The organism is Streptomyces sp. NPDC037290 (genome assembly GCF_055603245.1).
Genome location: NZ_JBVJVZ010000001.1, coordinates 325,408 through 352,385, shown reverse-complemented (window position 1 = coordinate 352,385; position 26,978 = coordinate 325,408). Strand labels below are relative to the sequence as shown.

21 protein-coding genes and 1 pseudogene are annotated in these 26,978 nt (G+C 69.5%); 9 read left to right on the top strand and 13 right to left on the bottom strand.

Annotation, left to right across the window (positions count from 1 at the left end; translation table 11 throughout):
• The first annotated feature begins 49 nt into the window (after positions 1 to 49).
• From ACZ7HQ_RS01595 to ACZ7HQ_RS01575, 5 genes are read left to right on the top strand one after another with little or no spacing between them, the layout of a single operon-like run.
• Positions 50 to 1,363, top strand: a complete 1,314-nt coding sequence (locus ACZ7HQ_RS01595; protein ID WP_470983240.1) for a UDP-N-acetylglucosamine 1-carboxyvinyltransferase — start codon at positions 50 to 52, stop codon at positions 1,361 to 1,363.
• Entirely contained in the window at positions 1,360 to 2,580 is a 1,221-nt protein-coding gene (locus ACZ7HQ_RS01590) for a bifunctional UDP-sugar hydrolase/5'-nucleotidase (RefSeq protein WP_470983237.1), read from the top strand. The genes ACZ7HQ_RS01595 and ACZ7HQ_RS01590 overlap by 4 nt, the downstream gene beginning before the upstream one ends.
• A complete protein-coding gene (dcd, locus tag ACZ7HQ_RS01585) occupies positions 2,577 to 3,116 on the top strand; it encodes a dCTP deaminase (protein WP_470983234.1) in 540 nt (179 codons plus the stop codon). Before ACZ7HQ_RS01590 ends, dcd begins: the two co-directional genes overlap by 4 nt.
• Positions 3,113 to 3,646, top strand: coding sequence for a dCTP deaminase (locus tag ACZ7HQ_RS01580; protein ID WP_470983232.1), 534 nt, complete (start codon positions 3,113 to 3,115; stop codon positions 3,644 to 3,646). Before dcd ends, ACZ7HQ_RS01580 begins: the two co-directional genes overlap by 4 nt.
• Positions 3,643 to 4,764: a glycosyltransferase family 4 protein gene (locus ACZ7HQ_RS01575; protein ID WP_470983230.1), complete on the top strand. Its 1,122-nt coding sequence runs from the start codon at positions 3,643 to 3,645 to the stop codon at positions 4,762 to 4,764. The genes ACZ7HQ_RS01580 and ACZ7HQ_RS01575 overlap by 4 nt, the downstream gene beginning before the upstream one ends.
• Before the next feature lie 48 nt (positions 4,765 to 4,812).
• On the opposite strand, the gene ACZ7HQ_RS01570 is transcribed toward ACZ7HQ_RS01575, so the two are convergent.
• Entirely contained in the window at positions 4,813 to 5,655 is an 843-nt protein-coding gene (locus ACZ7HQ_RS01570) for a DUF4231 domain-containing protein (protein ID WP_470983227.1), read from the bottom strand.
• Positions 5,656 to 5,890: 235 nt separating this feature from the next.
• Between ACZ7HQ_RS01570 and ACZ7HQ_RS01565 the strand changes: the two genes are divergently transcribed.
• Positions 5,891 to 6,934 carry a serine hydrolase domain-containing protein gene (locus tag ACZ7HQ_RS01565; RefSeq protein WP_470983225.1) on the top strand — a complete coding sequence of 348 codons (1,044 nt, stop codon included), beginning with the start codon at positions 5,891 to 5,893 and terminating at the stop codon, positions 6,932 to 6,934.
• 33 nt (positions 6,935 to 6,967) lie between these two features.
• Here ACZ7HQ_RS01565 and ACZ7HQ_RS01560 read toward each other — a convergent pair whose 3' ends face one another.
• The gene (locus ACZ7HQ_RS01560) at positions 6,968 to 7,309 is read right to left on the bottom strand and encodes a hypothetical protein (RefSeq protein WP_470983224.1); all 342 of its coding nucleotides are present in this window, start codon (positions 7,307 to 7,309) and stop codon (positions 6,968 to 6,970) included.
• Positions 7,310 to 7,436: 127 nt separating this feature from the next.
• Complete coding sequence (locus tag ACZ7HQ_RS01555) at positions 7,437 to 8,000, bottom strand: SLOG family protein (RefSeq protein ID WP_470985147.1); 564 nt, start codon at positions 7,998 to 8,000, stop codon at positions 7,437 to 7,439.
• A gap of 161 nt (positions 8,001 to 8,161) precedes the next feature.
• On the opposite strand from ACZ7HQ_RS01555, the gene ACZ7HQ_RS01550 reads away from it, so the two are divergent.
• From ACZ7HQ_RS01550 to ACZ7HQ_RS01540, 3 genes are all read left to right on the top strand, one after another.
• A complete protein-coding gene (locus tag ACZ7HQ_RS01550) occupies positions 8,162 to 9,055 on the top strand; it encodes a DUF5710 domain-containing protein (protein ID WP_470983222.1) in 894 nt (297 codons plus the stop codon).
• Positions 9,056 to 9,505: 450 nt separating this feature from the next.
• On the top strand, positions 9,506 to 11,476 hold the full coding sequence (locus tag ACZ7HQ_RS01545; protein ID WP_470983219.1) for a DEAD/DEAH box helicase: 1,971 nt from the start codon (positions 9,506 to 9,508) through the stop codon (positions 11,474 to 11,476).
• Positions 11,463 to 12,122 (top strand): DUF2290 domain-containing protein, encoded by a 660-nt coding sequence (locus ACZ7HQ_RS01540; protein ID WP_053672920.1) that lies wholly within the window; start codon positions 11,463 to 11,465, stop codon positions 12,120 to 12,122. The genes ACZ7HQ_RS01545 and ACZ7HQ_RS01540 overlap by 14 nt, the downstream gene beginning before the upstream one ends.
• A 105-nt stretch (positions 12,123 to 12,227) precedes the next feature.
• Here the strand turns inward: ACZ7HQ_RS01540 and ACZ7HQ_RS01535 are convergent, their stop codons facing one another.
• The 10 genes and pseudogenes from ACZ7HQ_RS01535 to leuS form a co-directional block, all read right to left on the bottom strand.
• Positions 12,228 to 12,827: a hypothetical protein gene (locus ACZ7HQ_RS01535; RefSeq protein ID WP_470983217.1), complete on the bottom strand. Its 600-nt coding sequence runs from the start codon at positions 12,825 to 12,827 to the stop codon at positions 12,228 to 12,230.
• A 129-nt stretch (positions 12,828 to 12,956) separates the two neighbouring features.
• A complete protein-coding gene (locus ACZ7HQ_RS01530) occupies positions 12,957 to 13,388 on the bottom strand; it encodes a hypothetical protein (RefSeq protein ID WP_470983216.1) in 432 nt (143 codons plus the stop codon).
• Positions 13,385 to 15,484 carry an integrase gene (locus ACZ7HQ_RS01525; protein WP_470983213.1) on the bottom strand — a complete coding sequence of 700 codons (2,100 nt, stop codon included), beginning with the start codon at positions 15,482 to 15,484 and terminating at the stop codon, positions 13,385 to 13,387. The genes ACZ7HQ_RS01530 and ACZ7HQ_RS01525 overlap by 4 nt, the downstream gene beginning before the upstream one ends.
• Positions 15,481 to 17,235 (bottom strand): hypothetical protein, encoded by a 1,755-nt coding sequence (locus ACZ7HQ_RS01520; RefSeq protein ID WP_470983212.1) that lies wholly within the window; start codon positions 17,233 to 17,235, stop codon positions 15,481 to 15,483. The genes ACZ7HQ_RS01525 and ACZ7HQ_RS01520 overlap by 4 nt, the downstream gene beginning before the upstream one ends.
• Positions 17,232 to 18,776, bottom strand: coding sequence for a site-specific integrase (locus tag ACZ7HQ_RS01515; RefSeq protein ID WP_470983210.1), 1,545 nt, complete (start codon positions 18,774 to 18,776; stop codon positions 17,232 to 17,234). The genes ACZ7HQ_RS01520 and ACZ7HQ_RS01515 overlap by 4 nt, the downstream gene beginning before the upstream one ends.
• A gap of 46 nt (positions 18,777 to 18,822) precedes the next feature.
• Positions 18,823 to 20,784, bottom strand: a pseudogene (locus tag ACZ7HQ_RS01510) (ComEC/Rec2 family competence protein); the annotation flags it as partial.
• Positions 20,781 to 22,001 carry a ComEA family DNA-binding protein gene (locus ACZ7HQ_RS01505; protein ID WP_470983208.1) on the bottom strand — a complete coding sequence of 407 codons (1,221 nt, stop codon included), beginning with the start codon at positions 21,999 to 22,001 and terminating at the stop codon, positions 20,781 to 20,783. The gene ACZ7HQ_RS01505 and the pseudogene ACZ7HQ_RS01510, both read right to left, overlap by 4 nt.
• A 121-nt stretch (positions 22,002 to 22,122) precedes the next feature.
• On the bottom strand, positions 22,123 to 22,968 hold the full coding sequence (locus ACZ7HQ_RS01500; RefSeq protein ID WP_470983205.1) for a DegV family protein: 846 nt from the start codon (positions 22,966 to 22,968) through the stop codon (positions 22,123 to 22,125).
• A 68-nt stretch (positions 22,969 to 23,036) separates the two neighbouring features.
• On the bottom strand, positions 23,037 to 23,792 hold the full coding sequence (locus ACZ7HQ_RS01495; RefSeq protein WP_470983203.1) for a hypothetical protein: 756 nt from the start codon (positions 23,790 to 23,792) through the stop codon (positions 23,037 to 23,039).
• Between the two features lie 186 nt (positions 23,793 to 23,978).
• Positions 23,979 to 26,849, bottom strand: a complete 2,871-nt coding sequence (leuS, locus tag ACZ7HQ_RS01490; RefSeq protein WP_470983202.1) for a leucine--tRNA ligase — start codon at positions 26,847 to 26,849, stop codon at positions 23,979 to 23,981.
• Between the last annotated feature and the right edge of the window lie 129 nt (positions 26,850 to 26,978).

The following is a 26,978-nucleotide window of genomic DNA, read 5'->3' as shown; positions in this document are numbered from 1 at the left end:
GCACCCGCACTCACCCTGACTCATCTCGTGCACGTCCTGGAGGTCGTTGATGACGCTCGCCCCCACCCGCGTGACCGGCATGGATGCCGTCACCGTCCGCCCGGGCCGCCCGCTTGCCGGCGCGGTCCGCGTGGACGGTTCGAAGAACGCGGCCCTGCCGCTGCTGGCCGCCGCCGCGACGATGCGCCGCAGCGTGCACCTGTCCGGCGTCCCCGAAAGCTCGGACGTCCAGCTCATGCTCGGCCTGCTGCAGCAGGCCGGCTACCGCGTCGCCCACCCGGTCACCGAGCCGCACGGAGTGGTCGTGCACCCCCGGGACGGCGCGGTGGAAGCGGGCGAACTGGCGGACGCCGCCCGCATCCGGGCCTCCTACTACCTGGTGGCGCCGCTGCTGGCCGCCTGCGGCCGGGCCGAACTCCCCTGGCCGGGCGGCTGCCGGATCGGCGAGCGCGGGATGGAACAGCACTTCACGGTGTACGAGACGTTCGGCGACACCGTCACCGTGGACGACGACGGTTACCGTATCCGGGCCGGGGACCGCCGAGAGGCGGTCGTGCTCACGCTGCCGTTCCGCTCACGCGGCGCCAGCATCGCCGCGATCCTCCGGGCGGTCGCCGCGGGCAGCCGCCTCCAGCTGGGCAACCCGAACCTGTCCCCGGAGACCACCGGGGTGCTGGCCGCCTTGAAGACGGCGGGCTGGCAGGCCCATGCGAGCCAGGAGAAGATCACCTTAGCACCGCCGCCCGGCGTCCCGGCCGGCACCGTGTCCCTCGCCGTGCCCGGCGACAAGATCGAGGCGGGCACCCTGGCCTGCGCGATCGCGGCCAGCGGCGGCGAGGGCCGCATCGAGGGCATTCGCGGCCCGGACGTGAAGGCGCTGGCCGAACTGCTGGACTGGGTCGGCATCCCGGTCACGCTCGCCTCCACCGCCCTGACCGTGCACCGGGCCCTTAAGCCCACGGGACGCCCGCTGCGGGCCCTGGCCTCCCTGGACCCCGAAGGCTTGGACGCCGACTTCGAACCGCCGCTGATGGCCCTGGCCCTGACCTTGCCCGGCATCCACCTGTTCGCCGACGCCATCAACCCCGGCCGCCACGGCAACCTCCTGCCCCAACTCGCGTGCCTCGGCGCCGAGATCGAGGAGATCACCCCCACCCAGTGCCGTCTATCCGGTCCGCAGCGGCTCACGGGTGCCCGGGTCACCGCGACGGACATCCGCACCGGTTCCGCGCTGCTGATCGCCGCACTGAATGCCCGCGGCACCACCACGGTGACCGGCCTGGACCAGCTGCGTCGCGGACACGCCGACCTGCCCGCCAAGCTCCGCACGCTGGGCGCCGACGTCACCGAGGGGTCGCGATGACCGCGCGGGCTGTCCACCAGATCGTGGCCACCACCGACGTGCACTCCGCCTTGGAGGACGCCGCCGGGATGCTGGCCCACCTCCAGCAGCTGCGGGACACGTCCTTGATCGCCGATTGCGGGGACTTCTTCGAGGGCACCGGCTACTACCGGCTCGGCGGCGGCCACGTCGAGCGGGAGATCCTCACCACGCTGTACGACGTCCTCGCCCCGGGCAACCACGGCTGGCCGCACTACCTCGAGCCCGGCCTGCGCGAGATGACGGTGTGCGCCAACACCGTGGACGCGAACAGCGGCAAGCCGCTGTTCGACCGCCTCCGTCTCGTGCGCGTGCACGGCCGGCGCGTCGCCATCACCGCAGTGATGGGGCCGCAGGCGTTCAACAGCATTCCCATCGGCCAGCGGGCCGAGCACCGGGTCACCGACCCGGCCGCCGCCCTGCGCGAGCTGATGCTGGAACACCACTACCAGGCGGACTCCTGGATGGTGCTGTCGCACTCCGGGTTCGACGAGGACCTCAAACTCGCTGTGGCCTGCCCGTTCCTCGACGTCGTCTTCGCCGGCCACTGCCACAGCGACACCTACGGCCCCGTCCCGGTCGGCGACACCCTGGTGGTCAAGGGCGCCGAGCTCGGCGCCGGATACGCCGCCGCCGAACCGGTCGGTCCCGGGTGGGCCGCCCGCACCGCCGCCTTCCCGACCACCGGCGCCGTCCCCGGCCCCCTCACCTCACTCGCCGAGAAGATCACAGGCCTGCGCTCCCAGCTCGCCGCCCCGCTCGGCCACGTCAACGAGCCCTACCGGGACAGCGACCTGGACCGGCACCGGCTGCTGGCGGACATCGCCTCCCGGCTCCACACCGGCCTCGGGGCTCCCGCCGTCGTCCTGAACGAGACGGCGCTGCGGACCACCCGCCTCGGCGACGTACTCACCCTCGCCGACCTGCTGGCCATCGAACCGTTCAGCAACCAGCTCGTGCACGCCTTCGTACCTGCTCCGTACGAGAACGACCCCGCCCGACTGATCGCCCATCTGACCGAACAGGCCGGTCCCCTGGTCACCACCCCCGTCCCGCTGCCCGACCCTCTCCTCAGCGTCCTCACGACCGACTACCTCGCCGACACCTACCTCGGCGGACGCACCCACCAGGCCGGACTCCACCTCGGGCAGGCCGTCCGCCGCACCCTCGCCACGTCCTCGGAAGGGGGAACCCGATGATCCTCACCGGTCCCGAGATCACCACCGCCGCCCACGACGGCCGGTTAACGATCACCCCGTTCGAGCCCGACCAGGTCAACCCCAACAGCTACAACGTCCGCCTCGGCCCCACCCTGCTGACCTACACCGCGGACGTCATCGACGCCCACCAGCCCAACCCCACCAAGACCATCGAGATCGGGAACGCCGGCTACGTTCTGCAGCCCGGTGAGCTCTATCTCGGCCACACCCTCGAACACGTCGGCTCCGACACCTTCGTCCCGCTGCTGTTCGGACGGTCCTCGGTAGGCCGGCTCGGCCTGTTCGTCGAGATCACCGCCCCGATCGGCGATATCGGCTTCCTGGGGCAGTGGACGCTGATGCTCTCCCCGATCCGTCCACTGCGGGTGTACGCGGGGATGAAGATCGGGCAGATCATGTTCTTCGTCTCCAGCGGCGACATCGACCTCTACCGCGGCAAGTACCAGGCCGCGACAGGCCCGCAGCCCTCCCGCTACTGGCGTGACGCCGCCCGGATCCGGGCGGTGGCCTCGTGATCCTCACCGGTCCCGCGATCGCTGCCGCCCTCGAAGCCGGCGAGATCACCATCGACCCCTTCGACCCGGCCCGGCTCTCACCGAACGCCTACGACTGGCGGCTCGGCGACACCATCCGCGTCTGCGACGGCGACCTGGACGCCGCCGTGCCCACCGCCTTCACCGAACAGACGATCCCCGCCTACGGCATGCTCCTCGTGCCCGGCGTGCTCTACCTCGGCGTCACCCTGGAGAAGACCGGCTCCGAGAAGTTCGCGCAGATGCTCAACGGCGACCGCACCACCGGCTCCCTGGGCATCTGGGTGCACGTCTCCGCCCCGCTGGGCCATCAGGGCCATGCGATCCGCTGGACGCTGGAGATCCGCGCCGCCAAGCCTGTGCGGATCTATCCCGGCATGACCTTCGGCAAGCTCGTCTTCCTCACCGCCTTCGGCACCGCCGACAGCTACCAGCGGTCGGCCGCGAAGTACGCGGCCAGTACCGGCATCGACACCTCCCGCCTCTACGAAGAGATCGGAGGCGGACTGTGAGCCCCCTCGTGAGCCCCTCCTCCGGGCCGCTGGCCGCGACCTTCCTGGACCTGCCCGCAGGCAGCCCGGGCGGCAGCGTCGAACTCTTCCTCGACCTCTACACCGGCGAGAGGCCCCTGATCCCGGCCCGGGCGTTCATGCTCGCCCCCGCCGGTGCCCGCCCCCGCCTGCCGGCCGGGCTGGAGCTGCTGTCCGTGCCCGGAAAATGCCTGGAAGGACCGGCCTTCGGCCGCTACGTCGCCGCCTTGCGCCACGCCCTGACCGTCCAGCTCGACGCCTCCGAGATCGGCGTCCTGCACCTGCAGCACCTCGCCTTCGGCGCTACCCCGGCCCTGATGCGGGCCCTGCCCGCCCACCCGCGGATCGCCCTGGTCCACGGCACCGACCTGCTCTTCGCCGAGACCCACCGCGACCAGCTACAGATCCTGCGCGAGAGTGCCCGCGCGGCCGACGCCATCGTGGTGCCCACCGTCGCGATGGCCGACCACCTCCTGCGTCTCGCCCCGCAGCTCGACCGCCGCAAGATCACTCATATCCCGTGGGGCATCCCCGACCACCTCCTGGCCAGCCCGCCGAGTCGGCTGCCCCGCACCTCGAAGAGCCATCTGCGACTGCTGTACGCGGGCCGGCTGACCACCGAGAAAGGCGCCGAAGCCCTGGTCAAGAGCCTGACTGCCATCCCGGGCGTCGAATTGTCCATCGCCGCCCCCAGAGCCCAGTTCCATGCCCTGGCCCCGCTGCTGCAACGATCCGGCGTGAGGGCCCGCTACCTCGGCTGGCTGCGGCGCCCACAGCTGTGGAAGACGTTCACCGAGCACGACCTGCTCGTCATGCCCTCCACCACTCTGGAGGCCATGGGCCTGGTCGCTCTGGAAGCCCAGGCCTGCGGACTGCCCGTCCTCTACCAGCCCGTTCCCGGCCTCAGCGAGGCCCTGGCCGCCTCCGGTCTCGCCACCGACTTCACCCACACCGCCGCCCTCGCCCGGGAGATCGAACGGCTGCGGACCGCCCCCGGTCTGCTGCCCGCTCTCCGCCAGTCCGGGTACGCGAACGCCTCCCGATACCCCCTCTCCGCGACCGCCCAGGCCCTGGACGACCTCGGCCGCCGACTCGCCTGAGAATGCCTCTCACCCCCAGCCCGCCCTGGGCTGTGGTGAGGCTGGCGATCAGACGGACGGGTCACGGGTTTCCGGCGGTTGATCAAGTTGTTGTTCTCGGCGTCGTTGCTCCACCCGGAGGGTTTCGACCCTGGCAGTGAGGAGAGCGAGGTTGGCCGCAGGGTCGGCGCTGTCGTAAGGCGGCAGCGCGAGGTGGAAAGCGTTAGCGTGCTCTTCGATCGAGTCCGCCGTTTGCTGAAGGTTGAAGCTGCGTTCGCGGAACTTGTAGTACCCCGTGATACCTGCGCAGATGGCGACCAGCATGGTCAGGCCGATGATGATCGATTTGAGTGGCTGGGTAGTGTCACTGAAGGACTGCGCCCCAGCGTTAACGATCGAACCGATGATGATCAGGAGCTGGAAGAAGTTGTGCCGCCGACGGTAGCGGTGGCTCTCTTTGCGCAGCTGATCCAGTTCCTCGGGTATGGACTCGCGGTAGGCGAACTGCCTGTTGCGGATGGGGATGTCTAGCGGGGTCGCGTCGATGAGCCGGTTCTCGATTGCGATTTCGAGCTCCAGCTCCAGCTCATCGCGAGTCAGCCGATCCCCAGAGGTCCCAGGCCGTGGGCCTTCATGTCTGACTGTTTCTATCCATGAGGACCCCACCAACCCAACAGCAGATACGACGCCCAGGAGAACGAGCACCGTGTTGAAGGGGGCCATGTCGAAGCGCCGCCACGTCAGCGCTGTAGGGACGGCGACGCCGAGCACGCAGAGCACGACACAAGCACCGAAGCCGTACATCAGGCGCTGCCGGAGGTTCACCTGCCGGATGTGTTGACGCAGCTGCAGGACCCGTTCGTTGTGTTCACGCAGGCGTGCAACAGGCCCGAGCGCCGGCGGGACGGACACCCATTCCCCCTTCTAATCTGCTCGTCCCGGTCTCGTCTCGGGCTTCCTCTCAGCTCGGCGAGCCTGCGGCAGATCGTCTTCTTCCGTGTACCGGCACGATAGGGCCACGGCCCTGCGTAACGGGCAGAGTCGCAGCAGATGGCGTGATCACGATCTCCGGACCGCGCCATGCACGGTCCGGCCCGCCCACCTCACTACGCTGACCGGCGGGATGCCCACGGCGAACAGGGAGACCATGACGAACGCAATCGACCGCATCGAAGCCCTCCTGGACGAAGGCGTCCGCGACAAGGTCTACCCGGGCGCCGTATGGGCGGTCGGCACCGCCACCGGCACCCGCGCGTCCGGCGCCACGGGCGTTCTCGATCCCGACCGGCCGGACGTACGGATGCGACCGGACACCGTCTTCGACGCCGCCAGCCTCACCAAGATCCTTGCGGTGTGGTCGTCCATCGGCACCCTGTGGCAGGACGGCGTCCTCGACCTCGACGCCCCGCTCGGCACCTTCTGGCGCGAGGTCACCGGTCACCCGCTCGGCTCCGTGACCGCCCGGCAGCTGCTGACCCACACCGCCGGCGTCCCGCTGCGAGCCCAACTGAAGAACCTGTACGGCACCGACCCGAAGGCCATCCGGGAGGGTGTTCTGCACGAGGCCCTGCACCGGCCGCCGGGTGAGGCCGTGGAGTACACCGACCGGGCCGCCCTCATCCTCGGCTACCTCGCCGAATACATCTCCGGCCAGCCCCTGGACCAGCTCGCCGCCGCCCGTATCTGGAACCCCCTGGGCATGGGCACGACCCGCTTCGGGCCGTTGCCCGCCGAGATCGCCGAGAGGTGTGCGCCGACCGAACTCGACCAGGACACCGACACGCACCTCAAGGGAGTCGCCCACGACTTCTCCGCCCGCCTGTTGGGCGGCGTGTGTGGCATCGCGGGCGTCTTCACCGTCCTCGACGACCTCGTCCGGTTCCTGCGCTACATGCTCGATGCGTCCACCTCCCCCGTCGAGGCCGGTTTCGGAGCCGACTGGACCGCCCACTCCTTGGCCATCCGTACCGGCCGGCTCCAGCCCGCCCGGGGACTGTTCTGGCACCCGGCCCCCGCCACCAGCGGCGATGAGGACATCTGGGTCCACTACGGGTTCACCGGCACCGGAATGTGGCTCTCGCCTGCGAAGGACCAGTGGGCCGTGCTGCTGACCAACAAGCTCTACTACACCCGGGACCGCCAGCCGCTGACGGACATCCGCAACCGATTCCGCGAACTCGCCTTCGCATAGCCGGGGACCCCGGTGTGGCCGTGCGGGCGGGTGTCAGAAGTCGCGGGGGGCGAGGTCTTCGATGTCCTCGACCGCCCACTGCCATTCCTCCTGGTTGATGACCCATCTGGCCATGACTGCCTTGGCGAGGACGCTTTTGTCCCGCCGTACCTCGTCCAGGGTCTGCAGGAAGCAGACGTGGAATCCGGCCGGCAGCGGCTTGCGCTTGCCGCCGGGTGTCACACCCGCGGCGAGGGACACCAGGTCCTGGGTGTCCGACCGGACGGCGAGCACGCTCTCGGTGTCGCCGCTGACGCTGGTGATGACGTCGGCCCGGATGAATCCCCGCTTCTTGCTGCCGTCGGTGGGCTGGGTGAGAACCCAGATGTCCGGCACGATCCCCTCCTTCTCGATGTCACTCCGCTCGTACTCATGATGGCGGGCCCCATCACATCCCAGGTCCGGATCGCCGCAACTTCCCTGTGCAAGGAGGCTCCTGGGGCGGGGATATGGCTGAGCGTTCTCACGATGGATCGCGCTCATCACCGAGCACCCCGGATCGGTCCGGGTTCCGGCTCTGCCGCCCTTGTGCCGTCCGCAGTTCGGCGGTCGCCCTGCGGCTGCGGTCGGCTGGGAAGATCCCTGGCCTCACCCAGGCCCCCACGGCGAGGTCCTGGCCCGGGACCAGCCACACCGGCACCTGGGTGAGCACGGCCCGCAGGACCATGTCCGAGGTGCCTCCACTCGCCGGGGTGAAGTGGTCGTGGAAGGCGATGACCAGCCGGGGGCGTTCGTTCATCAGCATACGGGTGTTGCGTTCGGGGCCGGCCATCCGCCACCGGTCCGGGCGGGAGCGTTTCTCGGCGGCCCAGTCCACCGGATAGCAGCGGTGCCGGTCCTCGCCCAGGCCGTGGCGGCGGCACCAGTCGTGGGCGGCCCGGTCCGCCCCGGTCGCGGCCCCTTCGATGACGACCAGGTCCTGGCCGTAGCGGGCGGCGAGCCGGTCCAAGACAGCTTCGACCGTATGCGGCCACGGCCAGCGGCGACTCCCGCACACAAGCACCCTCGGCTCGCCCAGCTCCAGCATCGCCCTCACCACCCTCTCCCCGTCAGCGTGCCACCGGATCCGGACATCACGCGACGGAAGATCGCAGTTCGTCCGGCGGCACCTCCGAGCGGCCGGTAGCGTCGCTAGGCGCCGAGGGGGTAGCCCTTGTACCGCCTCGACGGACACGGGAGGGAAGCGCGATGGTCAACCGGATCTGGCTGGATGTTCCGTACGCGGAGAAGGACAAGGCCAAGGCAGCAGGGGCCCGGTGGGATCCGGCCGCCAAGCGCTGGTACGCGCCCCGCAAGGGCATGACCGCCCTTCAGCCATGGACCGCGGCCCCCGACGTGCCCGACCTGCTGCCCGGCGAGGACCGTACGCTGGGCGAGGGCCTGTTCGTCGACCTGGTGCCCTCCAGCTGCTGGTTCACCAACGTCCGCTCCTGCGTCACCCCAAGGGACTGGGAACGGCTCCGCCGGATGATCACCCGGCGAGCCGGGATGCGGTGCGAGGCCTGCGGCGCCGCGGAGAACCGCGACGCCAAGCGGTGGCTGGAGGCCCACGAGCGCTGGGTGTACGACGACGCCACCCGCGTCCAACGCCTCAAGAGGCTGATCTGCCTGTGCACGGACTGCCACACCGTCACCCACTACGGATACGCCCAGGTCCGCGGCCTGGAGTCGAAAGCGTTCGCGCATCTGGTCAAGGTCACGGGGATGAGCCACACCGAGGCCCGCAGCCACATCCGCTACGCGTTCAACGTGTGGGAGGCCCGATCGGCCAGGTCTTGGACGCTGGATCTGAGCATGCTCACCGACGCCGGAGTCACCCTCCAGCGACCGCCTCGCGCAGGCGAGCGACGAGGGGTCGCCGCAGCGACGCTCGCCGCGGAACGCAGCACCCCGCGGCCCTCTCCCGCCGATGCGGGCGAGATCGTGGCGCGGATTGCCATCGAGCGCGGCATCGCGCTGCCCGCCGAACCTGCTGACGTACGGTCGGAGGAACCTTCGTCGCCCCGTCCGTCGGTCGTGCCCGGCCCGCGTGAGGCGGCGGCGCCTTCGCTGCTGCGGCGGATCTTTCGACGCGGTCGCTGACGTGGTGTCACGATGCGTGGCCGGATGCGGAGCGAAGCTCGTGTCGGGCCGCGGCGGCGAATCGGCTGTGGGCCCGGGTCGCTCACTGCACGACATCCCAGCTACTGCACGGTTGCACCGCGATGGGAAGCCCGTGAACGATGACGAGCTTCTGGTGGCCGTCACATCGACTCTGCAATGGAAGCAGACCTGGATCATTAGGATGAGTGACGGCCGGTATGCACGCGTGTCACGGCTACGCCTGACCGCACCAAGAGGGAAGAGAGCGCCGTAGTGCCGCTGGAGGTTGTATACGGCGAGAGCCGAGACCGGAGCACCGCATCGCAGTTGGCGGAAAAGCTGCGTGAGGTGGTCTCCGATGGCACGGTGTATCTCGGGTACCCCGTACTGGCCACGGCTGACGACCGGGTTGAGGTGGATGCTCTACTGGTAAGCAGGAGCCACGGACTCGTGGCGTTCCTCCTCGAGGACACCATTCCACGCGATTCGGACGGATGGGACGTTGTCTCCTCGGCTCAGGACCGTCTGTACAACGTCCTGGAGAGCACACTCGGCAAGCACAGCGGGCTGCGTCGGCGCCGACAGCTGGCCCTGGAGATCTCCACGGTCACCGTCTTCCCGGGGCCGGTTGGCGATCAGCCCTCCGAGGTCGAGGGCATCTATTGCGACCTACTGGACGTCGCCACAGAGGTGGCGGGTCTCGATGGTATCGATGAGAACACCGAGCGGGCACTGCAAGCGGCACTGCAGCGGGTAACGACGATCAAGCCGGTCAAGAAGCGCTCATCGGTCCAGGACGCATCCTCCCGCGGCGCTATCTTGAAGGTGATCGAACGAGGTATCGCGAACCTAGACCAGTGGCAGAAGGCTGCCGCAATCGAGACACCCGAGGGGCCGCAACGAATCCGCGGCCTGGCCGGATCGGGCAAGACGGTGGTTCTTGCTCTTAAGGCTGCCTACCTGCATACCCAGCACCCCGAGTGGCGCATAGCGGTGACCTTCCACTCCCGAGCCTTGTATCAGCAGATCCAGGACTTGGTGGAACGCTTCACGTTCGAGTACAGCAACGACCGCTACGACGAGCAGTTTCTGCAGATCATGCACTCCTGGGGGTCGAGCTCCAAGGCCGGCATGTATAGCGAGATGGCCCGTGCTGTAGGGGTCACACCGCGGGACTGGAACTACGCGCGCGCCACCTACGGCATGGACAACGCCTTCCAGGGGGTGTGCCAGGAACTCCTCGCGGTGGTACGCGCCGGCTCGCCCGAGCCGGTCTTCGATGCGGTCCTCATCGACGAGGCCCAGGATCTTCCACCGGAGTTCTTCCAGCTCGTCTATCTACTGACGAGGGATCCCAAGCGCATCGTCTGGGGCTACGACGAGCTTCAGAAGCTGTCGGAGTCGGCTATGCCCGGGACAGATGAGCTGTTCGGGACAGGTCCTTCGGGGGAGAGCCTCGTCAGTCTCGCCGAGCAGGACAAGCAGCCGCGGCGCGACATTGTGCTGCCGGTCTGCTATCGCAACACTCCCTGGGCACTGGCCACAGCTCACGCCTTGGGAATCGGCGTGTACCGCGACGGCGGTCTGCTGCAGCACTTCGACGCCCCGGAACTGTGGGGGGACATCGGCTACAACACGGTCCACGGCAGTCTCGCGCTCGGCTCAGCGGTGACGTTGGAGCGGGCGGAGTCGAGCTCCCCGGCCTACTTCCGTGAACTGCTCACCCCGGACGACGCAGTCATCATGAAGCGTTTCGACGATCAGGCCGCCCAGGACATCTGGGTAGCTCAGCAGATCAAGAAGAACTTGGCCGAGGACGAACTTGAGCACGACGATATTCTGATCGTCCTGCCTGACGTCTACCGTGCCAAATCCCGGGCACCGCGGCTAATGCAGACACTCCTGCAACACGGGATCCCCTCACATCTGGTGGGAGTCGGCACGAGTGTCGACGAGGTGTTCAAACGGGAATCCGTCGCCCTGGCCCACATCTACCGGGCCAAGGGCAACGAGGCTCCTATGGTCTACGTCGTCGATGCTCAGCATGCGAACAGCGATCACCAAGCCGTCACCCGTCGCAACACCCTCTTCACCGCCATCACCCGCAGCAGAGCGTGGGTCCGCGTCGTGGGCTGGGGCGACCGGATGGACGCGATTTCCCGCGAGATCGACACAGTGCGGGAGAAGAACTTCCGTCTCGGCTTCACGATTCCCTCGCGCGAGGAGCTGGACCAACTTCGACACCTTCACCGCGACCGCTCTGACGATGACCGCGCTGCGGTACAGAAGGCAACGGACGGACTTCAGGCCTTCCTTGAAGCCTACGAGACCGATCAGATCGATCTCTATGACCTTCCGCCCGCAATGCGGACACGGCTGGTGATGAAGCTCAAGGAAGACATGCCGCGTGACGACGACTAGAACGGTCGCCGAGGAGGTCCGAAACCTCCTCGACTACCTTCTCAACGCGGAGATAGCCGCTTACATCAACACGGTCTCTGTCAGCGGGACGCGCGTCTCCTGGCACGCGACGGACCCCGGTATCCCCTTCCTGGTCAATCGAGGAGACCCGACCCTCCAGGACTACCGGCGATGGGCCCAGGCCGGCGCCTATTCAGCTCTCCTCTTCGATGGCGCGTTGCTGCAGATCACCTATGAGATCGAAGAGGGAGAAATCGCTGGGCACCGACTCGCCTATGTCCCCTGCCCCTACCGTGTGGACAGCGAACTCGTGCGCCAGGACCCGATCATCGATGTGATTGATCTTCACATCGAGACCGAGCCGACGAACATGATTCTGCACTCTGCGATCCGCTTCGACTTCGACCCAGGGTCGGCGGCTCCGGGTCATCCGGCGGCACATTTGACCATCAACTCTGCGGACTGCCGAATCGCCTGCGCTGCGCCAATGCACATCGGGCGGTTCACCGACTTCATCTTCCGGCACTTCTATCCTGACCTGTGGAAAGCACATCTCCCGTTCTTCGGAAGCTCAGCGACCAGGGAAGCCGGCCCCCGCACACTTACTCCTGATGAGCGCAACACCCCACACTTGTACTGGAGTTAGATCACCCTACAGCGGCTTCAGGCACTGCTCCGTATGCCGTCGCACGGCCGCAGGGAAGCGCCACCAGCGCCGATACGACTCATCGAGATTGCTGGCCGACAACGACTATGACGGCTTTTGTGCTGGCTTGGAGGCTTCTGTGGGCGCCGAGGCCGCGACTTCGTCGAGGAGATTCCCGAAGTGCCCGAAGACCCACTTGTCGATCATCGCCGGGTATGCATCAATCAGGTCTCGCGGGAGGGAGCAATTCGGCTCTTCGAAGTGGAACCCCCACTGCGAGATGATGTTGTCGCCAGCTGCCAGGTCTGACACTGCGGAGCGCAGGCGGCCTGCGTGCTCGAGGAGGTGCTTCGCCCGGGCGGCACTGATGTCACCGACGTCGGCACCTTCGTGTGCAATGAAATTCCGTGCCCTCCTGGCTCGCCGCAGCACGTCCACGGTCTCGGTGGGGCACGACATGTGGCCGGTCAGCTGGTGCAAGGCCGGCCCAAGCATCATGTCGGCCGGAAGTGCAGCGATGAGATCCTCGAACGTGGCAACCGGGTCGGCATTTTGGTGCACTTCAACCAGGTTGATACATCGGAGCATCCAGCGGCATTTCCCTTCGAACGCGTTGGCGATGTGAAGTGAACGCCCAGCCGCAAGAAATAGAGCGTCAAGTAGATCAGGCTCGCGGAGAGGCAAGTAGCCTAGCGACCAAGTCATGAGTCCACCGTAGTGACGCTGTCCACCGAATATCCGGCTTCGGCCTGTCTCCCGGTTGCCCTAGCCCAAACACAGAAGAGGCCGTCGCCGTGACGACAGCCCCTCGCTGTAGTCGGATTGCATTGTCGTTCAGGAGCGCCTGCGGACGGCTCGCGGCCTGGGCTGCGTGGGCAGCGAACGCACTGCGGGGTCGGGGGCAGCGAGCCGCTGACGCAGTTGCCGGTTCTCCATCTGTGCCTGGTGCAGGGCACCGACCAGGGCCTCGACGTCGGCCCGCAGGCCCGCAAGTTCCTCGGCGTCCGCCGCCCGCAGTTCCTTGAGCTTGGTCACTTGCCGCCGCAGCCGCTTCTCGCTGTCCGGCGTAGCACCGCGGGCGCGGACCTTCTCGTAGAACTCGTTCTTCAGGTCCAGGTGGCGCTGAGTGAGTGCGTTGCGCGGAACCTGGGCCTCCTGGGCGAGGGCCACGATGGTCAGGGCGCCGTCGGAGTGCTCAGGGGCGTCGGCCAGGATCCGGTCCATGGCGGCCCGGATGCGGTCGCGTTCATCGGGAGCGGGGCTCATGACAGGTCCTCCTGGACGGTGATGCGGTTGCGGTAGTGCTCGTCGGCAAAGGTGCGGAGGCGGCTGGCGCGGCGGCGGAACCGGTCGGCCAGCGGGACGGGGACAAGTTCGGATCCGGCCTGCTTCTCCAGCCGCTCGGCCAGGGCTATGAGTTGGTCGGCGTGGTGGTCGGTGCGCGAGATGTTCGCGCAGGACGGCTGGCAGCGGTCCAGGCTGGGAGCCTCCTGCTGGCCCTCCAGGCGGTGGCACAGGGCTTTGTCGCGGTTGTAGACGCACATCAGGTAGCTGCCGGGGTTGTCGTAGACGGACAGCTGCGGGTTGCCCAGGATGTCCTGGGCGGTCCCCGCGCTCATCACGGTGCCGATGAACTCCGGTGCGTGAGCGGCTGCGTTGATCGCGCGGCGGGCTGCTGGTCCGGAGATGCCCACTCCCTCGCTCAGGTCGGCGTTGAGTGTGGCCAGGGTGTCGACGGTCGCCCGGGCGGTTTCGATGTCTAGGAGGTCGTGAATGCCGTCGCGGCTGCGCGAGGCATAGCCGGCGCTGACCACCGTGCGCATGTGGCCATACTGGATCGCCAGGGCAACCAGACCGCCGGGGCGGCGGGCGATGTGCCAGGCCAGGGTCCGTCTAAACCGTTCGGTGCCGATCGCGCCGTGCGGATCGGCGGGGACGGTCTCATGCGGACGCTCCAGGCGTTCTGCTTGTTCAGACGCCCAGGTGGCGAAGCGCTCGATGCGCTCGCTCATCGTCCCGTAGGTGATGGACCCGGTGAATTTGCGCCGCAGGAGGAAGTCGTGGGCGTGCGCGTCGAACAGCAAGTCGCCCTCGGGGACGATCTGCTCCAGGACGCGGATGGCGCTGACCACGGGGGCGATGGCGACCCACGGCATTTCGCGCAACATTCCCTCGGACAGGTAGTTGCCGTCCTCATCGCGGGCGGTCTTGTAGACGTTTCCGTAGATCAGGTGCGGTCCCGAGTCCGGCTCGGGGCAGCATCCGCTCCGCAGGCTCAGCACCTCGCCCGGCCGCATGCCGGTCAGGTAGGCCAGCACGATGAAGCAGGCCGTGCCCAGGTGCCGCATCAACGGCTCGGCGTCGCCGAAGTCGATCGACTTGGTCCACGGGGTGCCGTCGATACGGCCCTTGATCTTGAGTTTCAGAGGGCTGGGGCCGAGATTCGCGCGGACGTACTCGCTCCGATAGTCCCTCCTGAGCACCCTGTCGACCTGGCCGACGGAGGCGCCGGTCAGAGCGGAGATGTAGGGGATGCAGGCCGTCCGCCCGCGCGACTGGACCCAGCTGGGGATGGGCTCGCCTCGGTCCCGGCGGACGTCGACATAGTCCTTGATCCGGGCCAGCCCCAGCTTGTTGGTGACGGTGGCCTCGGCCCGGCCGGTCATCTCGATGACCTTCTCCCAAGCCCGCAGGATGTCCTCGGCGAAGTCGTCGACGACCCGTAGCGCCCAGATCAGCAGCGGTCCCATCGTGGCCGCCGTGATCGGATCGGTCGCGTTCTCCCCGCGCGCGGTCGCCGCCGGCAGGAAGTCGTCGATCCCCTCCCAGTGCCACGGCGGCTCCCCGATCCTCAGCGGCTGGGCATCGTAGAAGTCGAAAGCCCACAGCCGCGAGATCGACGTCAGGAACGATCCCGCGTACTCGCGTGACTTCGGGGTGCGCAGGTTGTCCAGCGCGAACGCCCTCAAGTCCTCCGAGGTGCACTGCGCGAGGGTGGTGATGTCCCGTTTGGCCAGCCACTCGGCCAGGGCCTTCCAGCGCTGCACGGTGGAGTAGAGCTTGCCGGGGCTCTGTCGGGTACGCCAGGTCTGGACACGGCCGACCAGGAAGTCGTCCGGCAGGGCCCGGTTGATCATCGACCAGGCCAGATAGGTGAACTCCTCCCGAAGCGGCGCGGGAAAGGCGTCCAGGTGCAGTGCGTTCCGAGAAGCGCTCGGGTTCGCGTTGAGGGGAGACAGCGGCCAGATCATGTCGCTGTATCGGGCGTTGGGAGCGTCCGGGTTGACGATCAGGTCGGGGGCGATGACGGGCGTATCGGGGCCCGGGCGGTCGGGAAGGCTTTCCAGGAGAGCGACGGTCACAGGTCGTAGAGTCCGTTCAGCAGATCGCCGACGACCTGGCGGTCCTCGGCGGTGACGTTGGCAAGGCCCTGGCGCCACAGGGCGGGCCCCAGGCGTTTTTTGAGGTCGGACAGCCGGGCGTGCGGCTCGGACCAGTCCGCGTCCCAGACCGCCTTGGGCAGCACGTCCTCCAGTTCCCCAATGGCCCGGTGCAGGTGGGCCAGCCGGGGGTGATGGGCGGGGTGGACGCGGGCGTTGGGGCATGCGGTGCAGAGCAGAAACGATGCCCCGCAGCTGGCTCCGGGCCCGGTGATGGGGCTGTTCTCGTAATCCGCACAGCCGTTGGTGGCGGCCTCCACCTCGCCGTCCTCGGGGGCGTCGGTGAGCTTGGCCGTGAACACCGTGCGGCGGGCGGCCTCCAGGGCATCCTCGGCGCCTGCGGCGATGACCGGGATGGCGGCCTGCTGGGCCTGCGGTTCGGGGATGGCGTAGACGCTGTCGTGGGTGTCCTGGCTGTTCTGTCCCGGCTCACGCCGGTGCACCACGTTCACCGTCTTACGGGTCCGGCGCATGACGCCGCCCCCGTCCGGGCCGAAGTGGGTTCCGTAGTCGTCGAAGTCCGGTTTGGTCAGGCCCAGGCCGAAGGGGCCCTCGCGGATCAGTGCCTCGTTGGTGTCCTGCCAGTGGCGTGGGCGCGTTTCGTGCCAGATCAGGAACCGGTCGGCGGTGCAGCCCACGGACGCCAGGTAGGCGCGGGCCGGGGCGGTGGCCTCCAGGGCCTCGGTGATCAGACGTCCAGGTGAATCGGCGCCGAAGTCGGCGAGATTGCGGGTCTCGAAGTGGTCGGCCTCGCCCTTGCGCCGTTTCTCCAGCTCCATCCGGTAGACCGGGAAGCGGCCCTCGCCGGAGTCCGGCGTCGCCCTGGGCGTGCGCATCTCGCCGACCGTGGTGGCGTTCAGCCCGTGTTCCGCGGCGAGCAAGACCCCCAGAGCGGTGGCCTCCCGGCGGGAGAGGTAGAGGCGCCGCCAGGTGTGAATGGCGCCGTCACCGCCCATGGCCTTCGAGTAGCGGAAGACCGGCCGCATCCGGCCGTCACCTCTCGGATAGCGGGGTATGTGGCCCGTACGGGCGAGGCAGTCCAGCCCCTCGCCGATCAGCCAGTTCTGCAGGTCCTGGTGTTCGATTGCGCCTGAGCGCCAGGACTCCAGCAGCTGGACATTCTCTCGGATCCGCAGCAGCGCGGAGCGGAACATCTGCCGGGCCGAGCGGCGAACATCCTCGAACTCGTCGGGGGCGAAGGCGTGTTCCTCGACCTTCACCCGGGGCACCCGCTTGGCCATGGCTACCCGGACCGGCTGTGCGAGGCGCGGCTCCAGCTGCAGGAAGCCCGCGACCGCGGTGATCTGGACGTACCCCATCTGGGTCTGCGGGCGGCTCAGCCGCCAGGCCATCCACGTCCCGGCCGTCAAGTCCACTATGTCGTCCGGCTGTTGATCGGTCTTGGTCAGGAACTCGCCGAAGCCTCTCAGCAGCCGCCAGATGTGGACGGACGAGTCATGGCTGTCCCAGCCGCCGCCGGGAGCACACTTGGCCGCGAACAGCGCGGCCAAGGACCGCCGCATCGCCGGGGCGAACGGCAACTCGGCGAAGTCGAACTCCTTGACGGTGCCCAGCTTGCTGCGGTGTCGCACCACCAGCCCGGATGTGTCCAGGACCGCCGGCCGTTGATGCCCGGCCTCGGGAAGAGCCGCCTTGCGGCCCCGCCGGCTCACGCCGTCTCCAGCAGCGTGTCGATGTCCTGAATGCCGTCGCTCTCCTCGGCGATACGGGCCAGCAGCGAGGTGACCCGCGCATCCGACACGCTCAGGCCTCCTGCCTCCGTGTCCCGTGGTGCCGGGTCGGCCATCAGAGCCCGGATCTGCAGGTCCGAGACGGGTGCCAGGTAAATCTTGCGGGTCAGCTCGATGTCCCGGTGCCCCAACAGGTCCTGCACCATGCGCCACGGATCGCCGTAGAGAAGCCGGAAGTCCCGCCGTTCCTCGGGCGTGAGGCCCATCCGCACGTCCATGACGTGGTGCAGCACCACGAGCATGTAGAGGGCGAAGGAGTGCCGGCACATGTGCGGCGTGCAAAACGGGGGCTCCGCCATCACCGGCCCCAGCACGTCGTCGCACCGGTCCGAGGCTGTACGGAAGACGTTCTCCCACGATTCCGGCTGGAACGGCAGGCCCTGCTCGTTCAGCCACAGCCACAACGGTTCCGGGCCTGCCGGGCCCTCGGTGAAGTACGTCATCCGCTCCTCCACCGGCGCGTCCGTCAGCGGCGTCTGCCCCACCACCCCGTTTCGGTCGACCCAGTGCAGGACCTTCTTGCGGTGCCCGGTGACCTTCGTGACCAGGCGCATCTCCTCCAGCGCGTCATAGCGGCCCCTCGCCTGCGCGCGCCGGATCACCCGGGCCCGCAGCGACTCCAGGTAGTTCTCCACCTCACCGACCACGGGCGATGCCACGTAGTAGGTACGGGCTCGCCTGGACTTCGTCACCCGCTTCGCCAGCCGCCCGGTGTAGTAGCGCGCGCCTCCCAGCCGCAGCCGGGGCACCTCGATCGTCAGCAGCGACGCTCCTTCGGTCAGCCGCATCCCCGAGGAAAACAGCAGGTTGGCGAAGGCGACGTTGCGGGCTTCCAAGCGTCCACGCCAGCCCGGCGACGGCAGGCCCTCCGCTGTGTACCCGCGCAGGCCGACGTCCACCCAGAGCCGGAACATCCTCGGCGTCAGCCAGTGCACATCACTGGACTTGGCCTCCTTCGCACGGGCCTCCGGCGTCTGCACCACGTCGCCCTGGTAGCCAGCCACGGCGTGCATCAGGATCGGGTTGCTCGCCATGTTCTCCGTGGCAACCGCCCACTTGTACAAGCGAGTCAGTGCAGCAAGGCCACGGTTCCAACGTGCGGCGCCGACCTTCTGCGGGTTCCGCGGCGAGCGCGTGCGCCAGTCCTCGAAGTCCCACAAGTCGTCGGCCGTAGCCTCATCCCACACCTTGCCCCTGGCCCACAGGAAATCGAAGAAGATCGCGTAGTCATCGGTGTAATTCCGCTTGGTCTCAGCCGCAAGACGGGCAAAGGAAGACCGACACAGAAACAGACTCAACAACTCATCAATTCGGTAGTCCGGCGACAAGAGGATCGGATCCCCTGCGTGGATACCCGTGTGCTCCTCCCTCTCGACCAGATCCTCCAAACCCGCCAAAACGGGCACCCTCTGCGGGTCAACCGCGCGGACCCTCGGCACCCAGAAGACGCGCCAGCCAGTCACAATGTCCCCTCCTGCTTCAGCTTCAACACGTCGATTCAACAGGGAAGACGTCGCACATCGCGAACCGCCAGCCCGTCGGCGGCCAGCCCGTGATCACCCGGGTCAGCGGCGCGGGCCGCACCACCGCCAGCAGAAGCAGCGCCGCGAGCGACCCGGCCCACCATGGGTGCCGCGCGAGCCGCCGACCGGCCAGGACGACGGCCGCGGTGACCGCCGCGAGCGCCAGCGCCCCCGGCCAGCTCCCCGGCCAGCCCACTCCCGCGCCGGGCAGCGCCGCACCTGTCCGGGCCACTTCGGCGATCCACCCGGTCGGCCAACTCGCGCACCAGGCCAGCGCCTTGGCCGGTGCCATCGCCAGCGGCGCCGTCACGAGCGTCGCGAACCCCAGCACCGTGGCCGGCGCGACCGCCACCTCGGCCAGCAGGTTGCACGGCACCGCCACCAGGCTCACCCGCGCCGACAGCACCGCCGTGACCGGGGCGCACACCGCCTGTGCCGCGGCGGCCGCCGCCAGCGCCTCCGCGAGCCTCGGCGGCACCCGGCGCCGCCGCAACGCCTCGCTCCAGCCCGGTGCCAGCACCAGCAGCGCACCGGTGGCCAGCACGGAGAGGAGGAAGCCGTAACTGCGGGCCAGCCAAGGATCGTGGAGCACCAGCAGCAGGACGGCCGTGGCCAGAGCCGGGACCAGGGACCTACGGCGCCCGGTGGCCAGGGCGAGCAGCGCCACCGCGCCACAGGCAGCGGCCCGCAGCACACTCGGGTCGGGCCGGCTGACGACCACGAACCCCAGCGTGAGCGCTCCGGCGAGCAGCGCGGTCGCCCGCAGCGAGAGCCCGAGACGTGGGGCCAGGCCACGGCGCTCGACCCGCTGGGCCAGTCCGGGCGGCCCGATCAGCAGCGCGAGCAGGATGGTGAGGTTGCTGCCGGACACGGCGAGCGTGTGCGCCAGATCCGTCTCCTTGAACGCGTCGTCCAGCTCGGGCGTGATCCGTGAGGTGTCCCCGACGACCAACCCGGGAAGGAGAGCCCGCGCATCCGCCGGAAGACCGTCGGTCGCCTCCCGCAGTCCGGCCCTGAGCCGTCCCGCGAGGCGTTGCGGCCCGCTGGGGCCCGCGACGATCCGTGGAACGGGCCGGCCACGCACCCGCAGCACGGCCGCGGTCCGCTCCCCACCGGTCAGCGCGGGCGCCAGCCGCCCACCCACCCGCAACCGCGTGGACGGCAACAGCCCGAGCCAGGCACTGCGCGCACTCCGCGCATCCGGCGTGCCCCGGCCGACGGCCCCCGCCGTGCTCCCCTGCGCCGCACCGCCGTTCCGAGCGGCGCTCCCTTCCGGTACCGGCACATCCGCGTCGACGACCAGCAGGACCGGAGTCCGCGTCCGCACGCTCGTTCCGTCGGTCCGCTCGACGCGTCGCACCTCGGCCTTGGCCAGCACCGCAACCGGCGCCGCGTGATCACCGCGCACCCGCGGCCGGCTCAGCCAGGGGTCGCCGCTGACCTCAATCTCGGCGGTCACGGTCGCGTACCGCCGGGCCAGCTCGGGCACCGGTCCGCGGCGCACGTCCGCCCCGTGCAGCCCGGCGGAGGCGGCCGCCGCGGCGACGCAGAGCAGCACGGCGGCGATCGGGGCACGGGCCCATGCGAACCGCTGGAGCGTCCATCCGCCCCGCACGGCCCGTCCGGCCCGCCGTCCCCACCGGCCCGGCCCGCGCGCCGACAACAGCACGATCCCACCCATCAGGCAGACGACCGCGAGGCCGGCCGCCTGTGCCGCCGGTGCGTCCAGCGTCAGGGCCGCCGTGACCCAGACGGCGAGCGCGGGCGGCACCAGACGCAGGTCCACGGGTTCCGCCCGGTGGCCGGGCGTGGCCCCGTCCTCCTCGGGATCACGGACCGTGGCGTCCGCGGATCTCCGCTCTCCCGGCCGTCGGCCTCCTCGCGCGGCATCCCCGGACGCGCCGGGCCTGTCCCGTGCCGGCGGACCGCCCTCGATCACCCGGCTCATGGCCGTACCAGATTCCGTAGATCGCCGAAGCGCCGGTCGCCGATGCCGTTGACCTCGCGCAGTTCGTCCACCGAGCGGAAACCGCCGTGCTGGGTGCGGTAGTCGATGATGTGCTGGGCAAGCACCGGGCCGACTCCGGGCAAGGTGTCCAGCTGGTCCGCGGTGGCCGTGTTGAGGGAGACGGGCGCCGCAGGGAGCGCACCGGCCGATCCGGAGGCCGGGCCGGCCCCCGACCCGGCGGCCGGACCAGGGGCCGGGCCGGGTGGCACCGCCGCCCCGACAGGCGCGCCGACGACGACCTGTTCGCCGTCGACCAGGAAACGGGCCCGGTTGAGTCCCTCGGTGCTCACCCCCGGACGCACGCCGCCGGCCGCCCGCAACGCGTCGGCCACCCGGGAACCGGCCGGCAACCGCCGGATCCCCGGCCTGCGGACCTTGCCGCTGACGTCCACGACGATCTGACCGCCCGGCGTCGGTGTCGGCGACGCACCCGCTCCCGCACCGGCCTTCGTCTCGTCTTCCTTCTTGGCGAAGGGGGCCTGGGCACGCACCACTTGAGGAGTGCTCACGGCCTCGGTCCGGCCGGCGCAGAAGTGCTGTACGGCGAAGACCGCGGCGGCCACGAGGACCACCGCCAGGGCGACGACTCCGCGCCGCTCCACCGCGAACTGTGCCTGCAACCGCACGGGGATCCGCTCCCGCAGCGCCGGCCCGGCCCGCTCCCGCCAGCCGGGGCGGAGGGGCGGCGAGGGCGCCAACGGGTCAGCGGCGTCGGCATGTCGGGGGTCGGGTTCCAGGGACGTGTCAGGCACCGGCGGCGGTCCCGATTCGTCAGCCGGTACGGCGATCGGCGGGGTGATCGGGCGAGGTGCCGCAGTGGTCACCGTCCTCGCCGGACTCAGGCCGGGCGCCGGGCCCGTGGTCGTCACCGTCTCGGTCACCAGCGCTGCGGGATCGTCCCCGTCCGGCGGTCCGTTTCCCGACTCCCGGCGGCGCACGGCTCGTTCACCGAAGAGGAGTTCCGCCCGGCGGCGCAGTTCTTCCGCGGGTGTCGGCGGGCGGCGGCGAGCGCGGCGGCCGTCGTCGACGCCCCGGCCGTGCTCGATGCCCCGGCCGTGCTCGATGCGCCGGCGGTGGCGGATGCGGCCGTCGGAGGTGGGACCACGGCCTGGGCCGCTGGTCGGAGTTGCTGTGCGTGGACGTGATCGAAGTGCCATGCGACGAGGATGGGACATCCCGTCGACTCGCAATGATCTTGGTCAATTCCCGGGGAAGGTCACCCGGTTGTGGACAACTCCGCCACCCGCACGAGTGAAGGGCCGGCCGCCGGGCGAAGGATCAGCGGGGTGAGACCACCGCTCCCAGCAGTCCGGGGCCGGTGTGAGCGCCGATGACCGCCCCGACCTCGCTGACGTGGAGCTCCGCCAGGCCCGGCACCCGTTCCCGCAGCCGGTCGGCCAGCGCGGAGGCACGGTCGGGGGCGGCGAGGTGATGGACGGCGATGTCGACCTCGGCGCCGCCCGCTCGCTCGGCGGCGATCTCCTCCAGCCGCGCGATGGCCTTGGACGCCGTACGGACCTTCTCGAGCAGTTCGATACGGCCGCCGTCCAGTTGCAGCAGGGGTTTGACGGCGAGCGCGGATCCGAGCAGGGCCTGTGCGGCGCCGATGCGTCCGCCGCGACGCAGATAGTCGAGGGTGTCGACGTAGAAATAGGCGGACGTGCCCGCGGCACGCTTCTCCGCGGCCGTCACGGCCTCGTCCACGGTGCCGCCGGCCTCCGCGGTCTCGGCCGCGGCGAGCGCGCAGAAACCGAGGGCCATCGCGACCATCCCGGTGTCCACCACCCGTACCGGCACCGGCGCTTCGCGCGCCGCGAGGACCGCCGCGTCATAGGTGCCGGACAGCTCGGCGGACAGGTGCAGGGAGACGATTCCGCTCGCGCCGGACTCGGCGACCCTGCGGTAGGTTTCCGCGAACACCTGGGGGCTCGGGCGGGAGGTCGTGACGGAACGGCGTTTCTGCAGCGCCTGGGCGAGCGAGCGCGTCGAGATCTCGGTGCCCTCTTCGAGCGCCCGGTCGCCGAGGACCACGGTCAGGGGCACCGCCGTGATGCCGTGACGCTCCATCGTCCGCGGCGGCAGGTAGGCCGTTGAATCGGTGACGATCGCGACATGGCGGGACATGAGCTGGAGGTTACCTGCCGTGGTGCTCGCGCGGCAGCCCGGCCCCTGCGTGCGGGGCGGACGGCCGCTCAGGTGGTGCTCTCGGGGCGGGGCCGCTTCTGCCAGGGGTAGGCGGCGCCCGGCGACGGCGGGGTGATCGCCTGAGGCGGCTGCTCCTCGGCGGGACGGGACGTACGCGAGCGGGTATGCCGTGCCGCCGGGGCCGCCGGGTCCTCGGCGGTGGCCGAAGCAGAGGAGGCGGGGGACGCATCGGGGTGCCCCGGCGCCGGTGCGGGGCCGGCCGGGGTCCAGTGGCGCAGGGCGTCGGCCTCGATGTCTATCTGGTCGCCGAGCGCGCCCAGATCGTCGTCGACGAAGCGGCGCGCCCGGTCGCGGACGGCCCAGCGCAGTGAGTCCGCGGACTTGGTGATGCGCTCGGTGCGGCTGCGCAGTTCGGGCAGCCGTGCGGTGAGCTCGGCCCGGTCCGGCTCCGACTCCAGGCGTCTGAGGTCGGCGTCCAGCTCGTGCCCGTGCGCGCTGAGTCGCTCGAAGAGGCCGAGGGACTCTTTCAGTGACTCGTCGTCTGCCGCGCCCGCGCGCAGCGCGTCCTGGGTGGCGCGCAGGGAGGTGCGCAGCGCGAGCCGCAGTTGCGCGATCTGGGCGGCCGGCCCGATCTGGACGATGGATCTGGCTCGCAGGGTGTGGTCCTCGACCGTGCGGCGGGCCTGCTCGATCGTCCGGTCCACCCCGCGTTTGGCGGCGCCGACCGCCTTGACCGTGGCGTAGGCGCCCAGGCCGATGAAGAGCAGGAAGAGCAGGGCGAACACGGCGATCACTGCTTCCACGACGCTCCTCCTCGGGCCGGCGCGGCACACGCCGCTGCGCTTTCCACGGTAAACGCAGCGGGCAGGCCCGGAGTTCCAGAAGAACCCCGAACCTGCCCGTAGGGGACTACGCGTAGGGGACTACCCCTATACCGGTCGTACCCGGTGTCCGGTCAGCGGCCCCGTGCTACGCCGGGGCGATACCCGTCACGCCGGAACGATGTTCACCAGCTTGGGCGCCCGGACGATCACCTTGCGGATGCCCGCGCCGCCCAGCGCCGCGACGACCTTCTCGTCGGACAGGGCCACCTTCTCCAGCTCCTCGTCCGAGATGGCCGGCGGCACCTCCAGGCGAGCCTTGACCTTGCCCTTGATCTGCACGACGCAGGTCACGGTCTCGTCCACGACGTAGGCCGGGTCGGCGACCGGGAAGTCCCGGTGGACGACGGAGTCGGTGTGGCCCAGCTTGCGCCACAGCTCCTCGGCGATGTGCGGGGCCAGCGGGGCGACCAGCAGCACCAGCGGCTCGGCCACGGACCGCGGCACCGCGGTACCGGCCTTGGTCAGGTGGTTGTTCAGCTCGGTGACCTTGGCGATGGCGGTGTTGAAGCGCAGGCCCTGCAGGTCCTGGCGGACGCCGTCGATCGCCTTGTGCAGGGCGCGCAGCGTCTCCTCGTCCGGCTCGGCGTCGGTGACGGTGACCTCGCCGGTCGTCTCGTCGACGATGTTGCGCCACAGCCGCTGCAGCAGCCGGAACTGGCCGACCACCGCACGCGTGTCCCACGGGCGGGAGACGTCCAGCGGGCCCATGGCCATCTCGTACAGGCGCAGGGTGTCGGCGCCGTACTCGGCGCAGATCTCGTCCGGGGTCACCGCGTTCTTCAGGGACTTGCCCATCTTGCCCAGCAGGCGGCTGACCTTCTCGCCCTGGTAGTAGTACGCGCCGTCGCGCTCCTCCACCTCGGCGGCCGGCACCGCGATGCCGCGGCTGTCGCGGTAGACGTAGGCCTGGATCATGCCCTGGTTGAACAGCTTGTGGAACGGCTCGGCCGACGAGACGTGGCCCAGGTCGTACAGGACCTTGGACCAGAAGCGCGCGTACAGCAGGTGCAGCACGGCGTGCTCGGCGCCGCCGACGTACAGGTCGACACCGCCGTGCGGCAGGCCCTCGCGCGGGCCCATCCAGTACTGCTCGATCTCGGGGTCGACCAGCTGGTGCTCGTTGTGCGGGTCCAGGTAGCGGAACTCGTACCAGCAGGAACCGGCCCAGTTGGGCATGGTGTTGGTCTCGCGGCGGTACTTCTTCGGCCCGTCGCCCAGGTCCAGGGTGACGTTGACCCACTCCTCGTTGCGCGACAGCGGCGTCTCGGGCTGGGTGTCCGCGTCGTCCGGGTCGAAGGTGCGCGGGCTGTAGTCCTCGACCTCGGGCAGCTCCAGCGGCAGCATCGACTCGGGCAGCGCGTGGGCGACGCCGTCCTCGTCGTAGACGATCGGGAAGGGCTCGCCCCAGTAGCGCTGGCGGCTGAACAGCCAGTCGCGCAGGCGGAAGTTGACGGTGCCCTCGCCGATGCCCTTGTCCTGCAGCCAGGCGGTGATGCGGGCCTTGGCCTCGGCGACGCCCAGGCCGTCCAGGCTGATCTCGTCGTTGGAGGAGTTGATGATCTTCGCGTCGTACGACGCGAAGGCGTTCTCCCACGTCGAGGTGTCCGTGCCACGGCCGTCGGTCGGCTCGACGATGCAGTGGATCGGCAGCTCGAAGGCGCGCGCGAACTCGAAGTCGCGCTGGTCGCCCGCCGGGACGGCCATGATCGCGCCGGTGCCGTAGCCCATCAGGACGTAGTCGGCGATGAAGACGGGGACCTGCTCGCCGTTGACCGGGTTGGTGGCGTACGCGCCGATGAAGACACCGGTCTTGTCCTTGGCCTCGGCCTGGCGCTCGACGTCGGACTTCGAGGCGGCCTGCGCGCGGTAGGCGGCGACGGCCTCGGCCGGGGTGGCGTGGCCGCCGGTCCACACCGCGTGCGTGCCCTCGGGCCAGGCCTCGGGGGTGAACTTCTCGACCAGCGGGTGTTCGGGCGCCAGCACCATGTAGGTCGCGCCGAACAGGGTGTCCGGGCGGGTGGTGAAGACGGTGATGCGCTCGCCGTCGATCGGGAAGTCGACGCGGGCGCCCTCGCTGCGGCCGATCCAGTTGCGCTGCTGCAGCTTGATGGCCTCGGGCCAGTCCAGTTCGTCCAGGTCCTCCAGCAGCCGGTCGGCGTAGGCGGTGATGCGCATGTTCCACTGGCGCAGCTTGGCCTTGAAGACCGGGTAGTTGCCGCGCTCGGAGCGGCCGTCGGCGGTGACCTCCTCGTTGGCCAGCACGGTGCCCAGGCCCGGGCACCAGTTGACCGGCGCTTCGGAGGCGTAGGCCAGGCGGTACTCGCCCAGGACGTCGGCACGCTCGTGGACGCTCAGCTCGCTCCACGCGCGCGTGGAGCCCGGAACCGCGCGCTCACCGGTCTCGAACTGCGCGATCAGCTCGGAGATCGGGCGGGCCTTCCTGGCCTCGTCGTCGTACCAGGAGTTGAAGATCTGCAGGAAGATCCACTGGGTCCACTTGTAGTAGTCCGGGTCGATCGTGGCGAAGGACCGGCGCTTGTCGTGGCCCAGGCCCAGCCGGCGCAGCTGGGCCTTCATGTTCTCGATGTTGGCCTCGGTGGACACGCGCGGGTGCGTGCCGGTCTGCACGGCGTACTGCTCGGCGGGCAGGCCGAAGGCGTCGAAGCCCAGGGTGTGCAGGACGTTGTGGCCGGTCATGCGCTGGAACCGGGCGAAGACGTCGGTGGCGATGTAGCCCAGCGGGTGGCCGACGTGCAGGCCCGCACCGGAGGGGTACGGGAACATGTCCATGATGAACTTCTTGGGCCTGGCGGCCAGCTCGGAGTCGCCGGCCAGGTCGCCCTTGGGGTTCGGCGCCGCGTAGGTGCCGTCGGCGTCCCAGAAGTCCTGCCAGCGTGCCTCGATCTCGGCTGCCATGGCGGCCGTGTAGCGGTGCGGCGCGGCCACCTCGGCGGCAGCGGGGTTCGTCTCGCTCATGATCCTCAAAGCTCCATCGATCGTCTCTGCCTGCGGCTGCGACATTCAAAGAAACGAAAAATCCCCTCGCACAGGAGGGGACGCCGCGCCGATGCCGACCTCGCGGTTCGACCGGGGGTCGGGACTGAT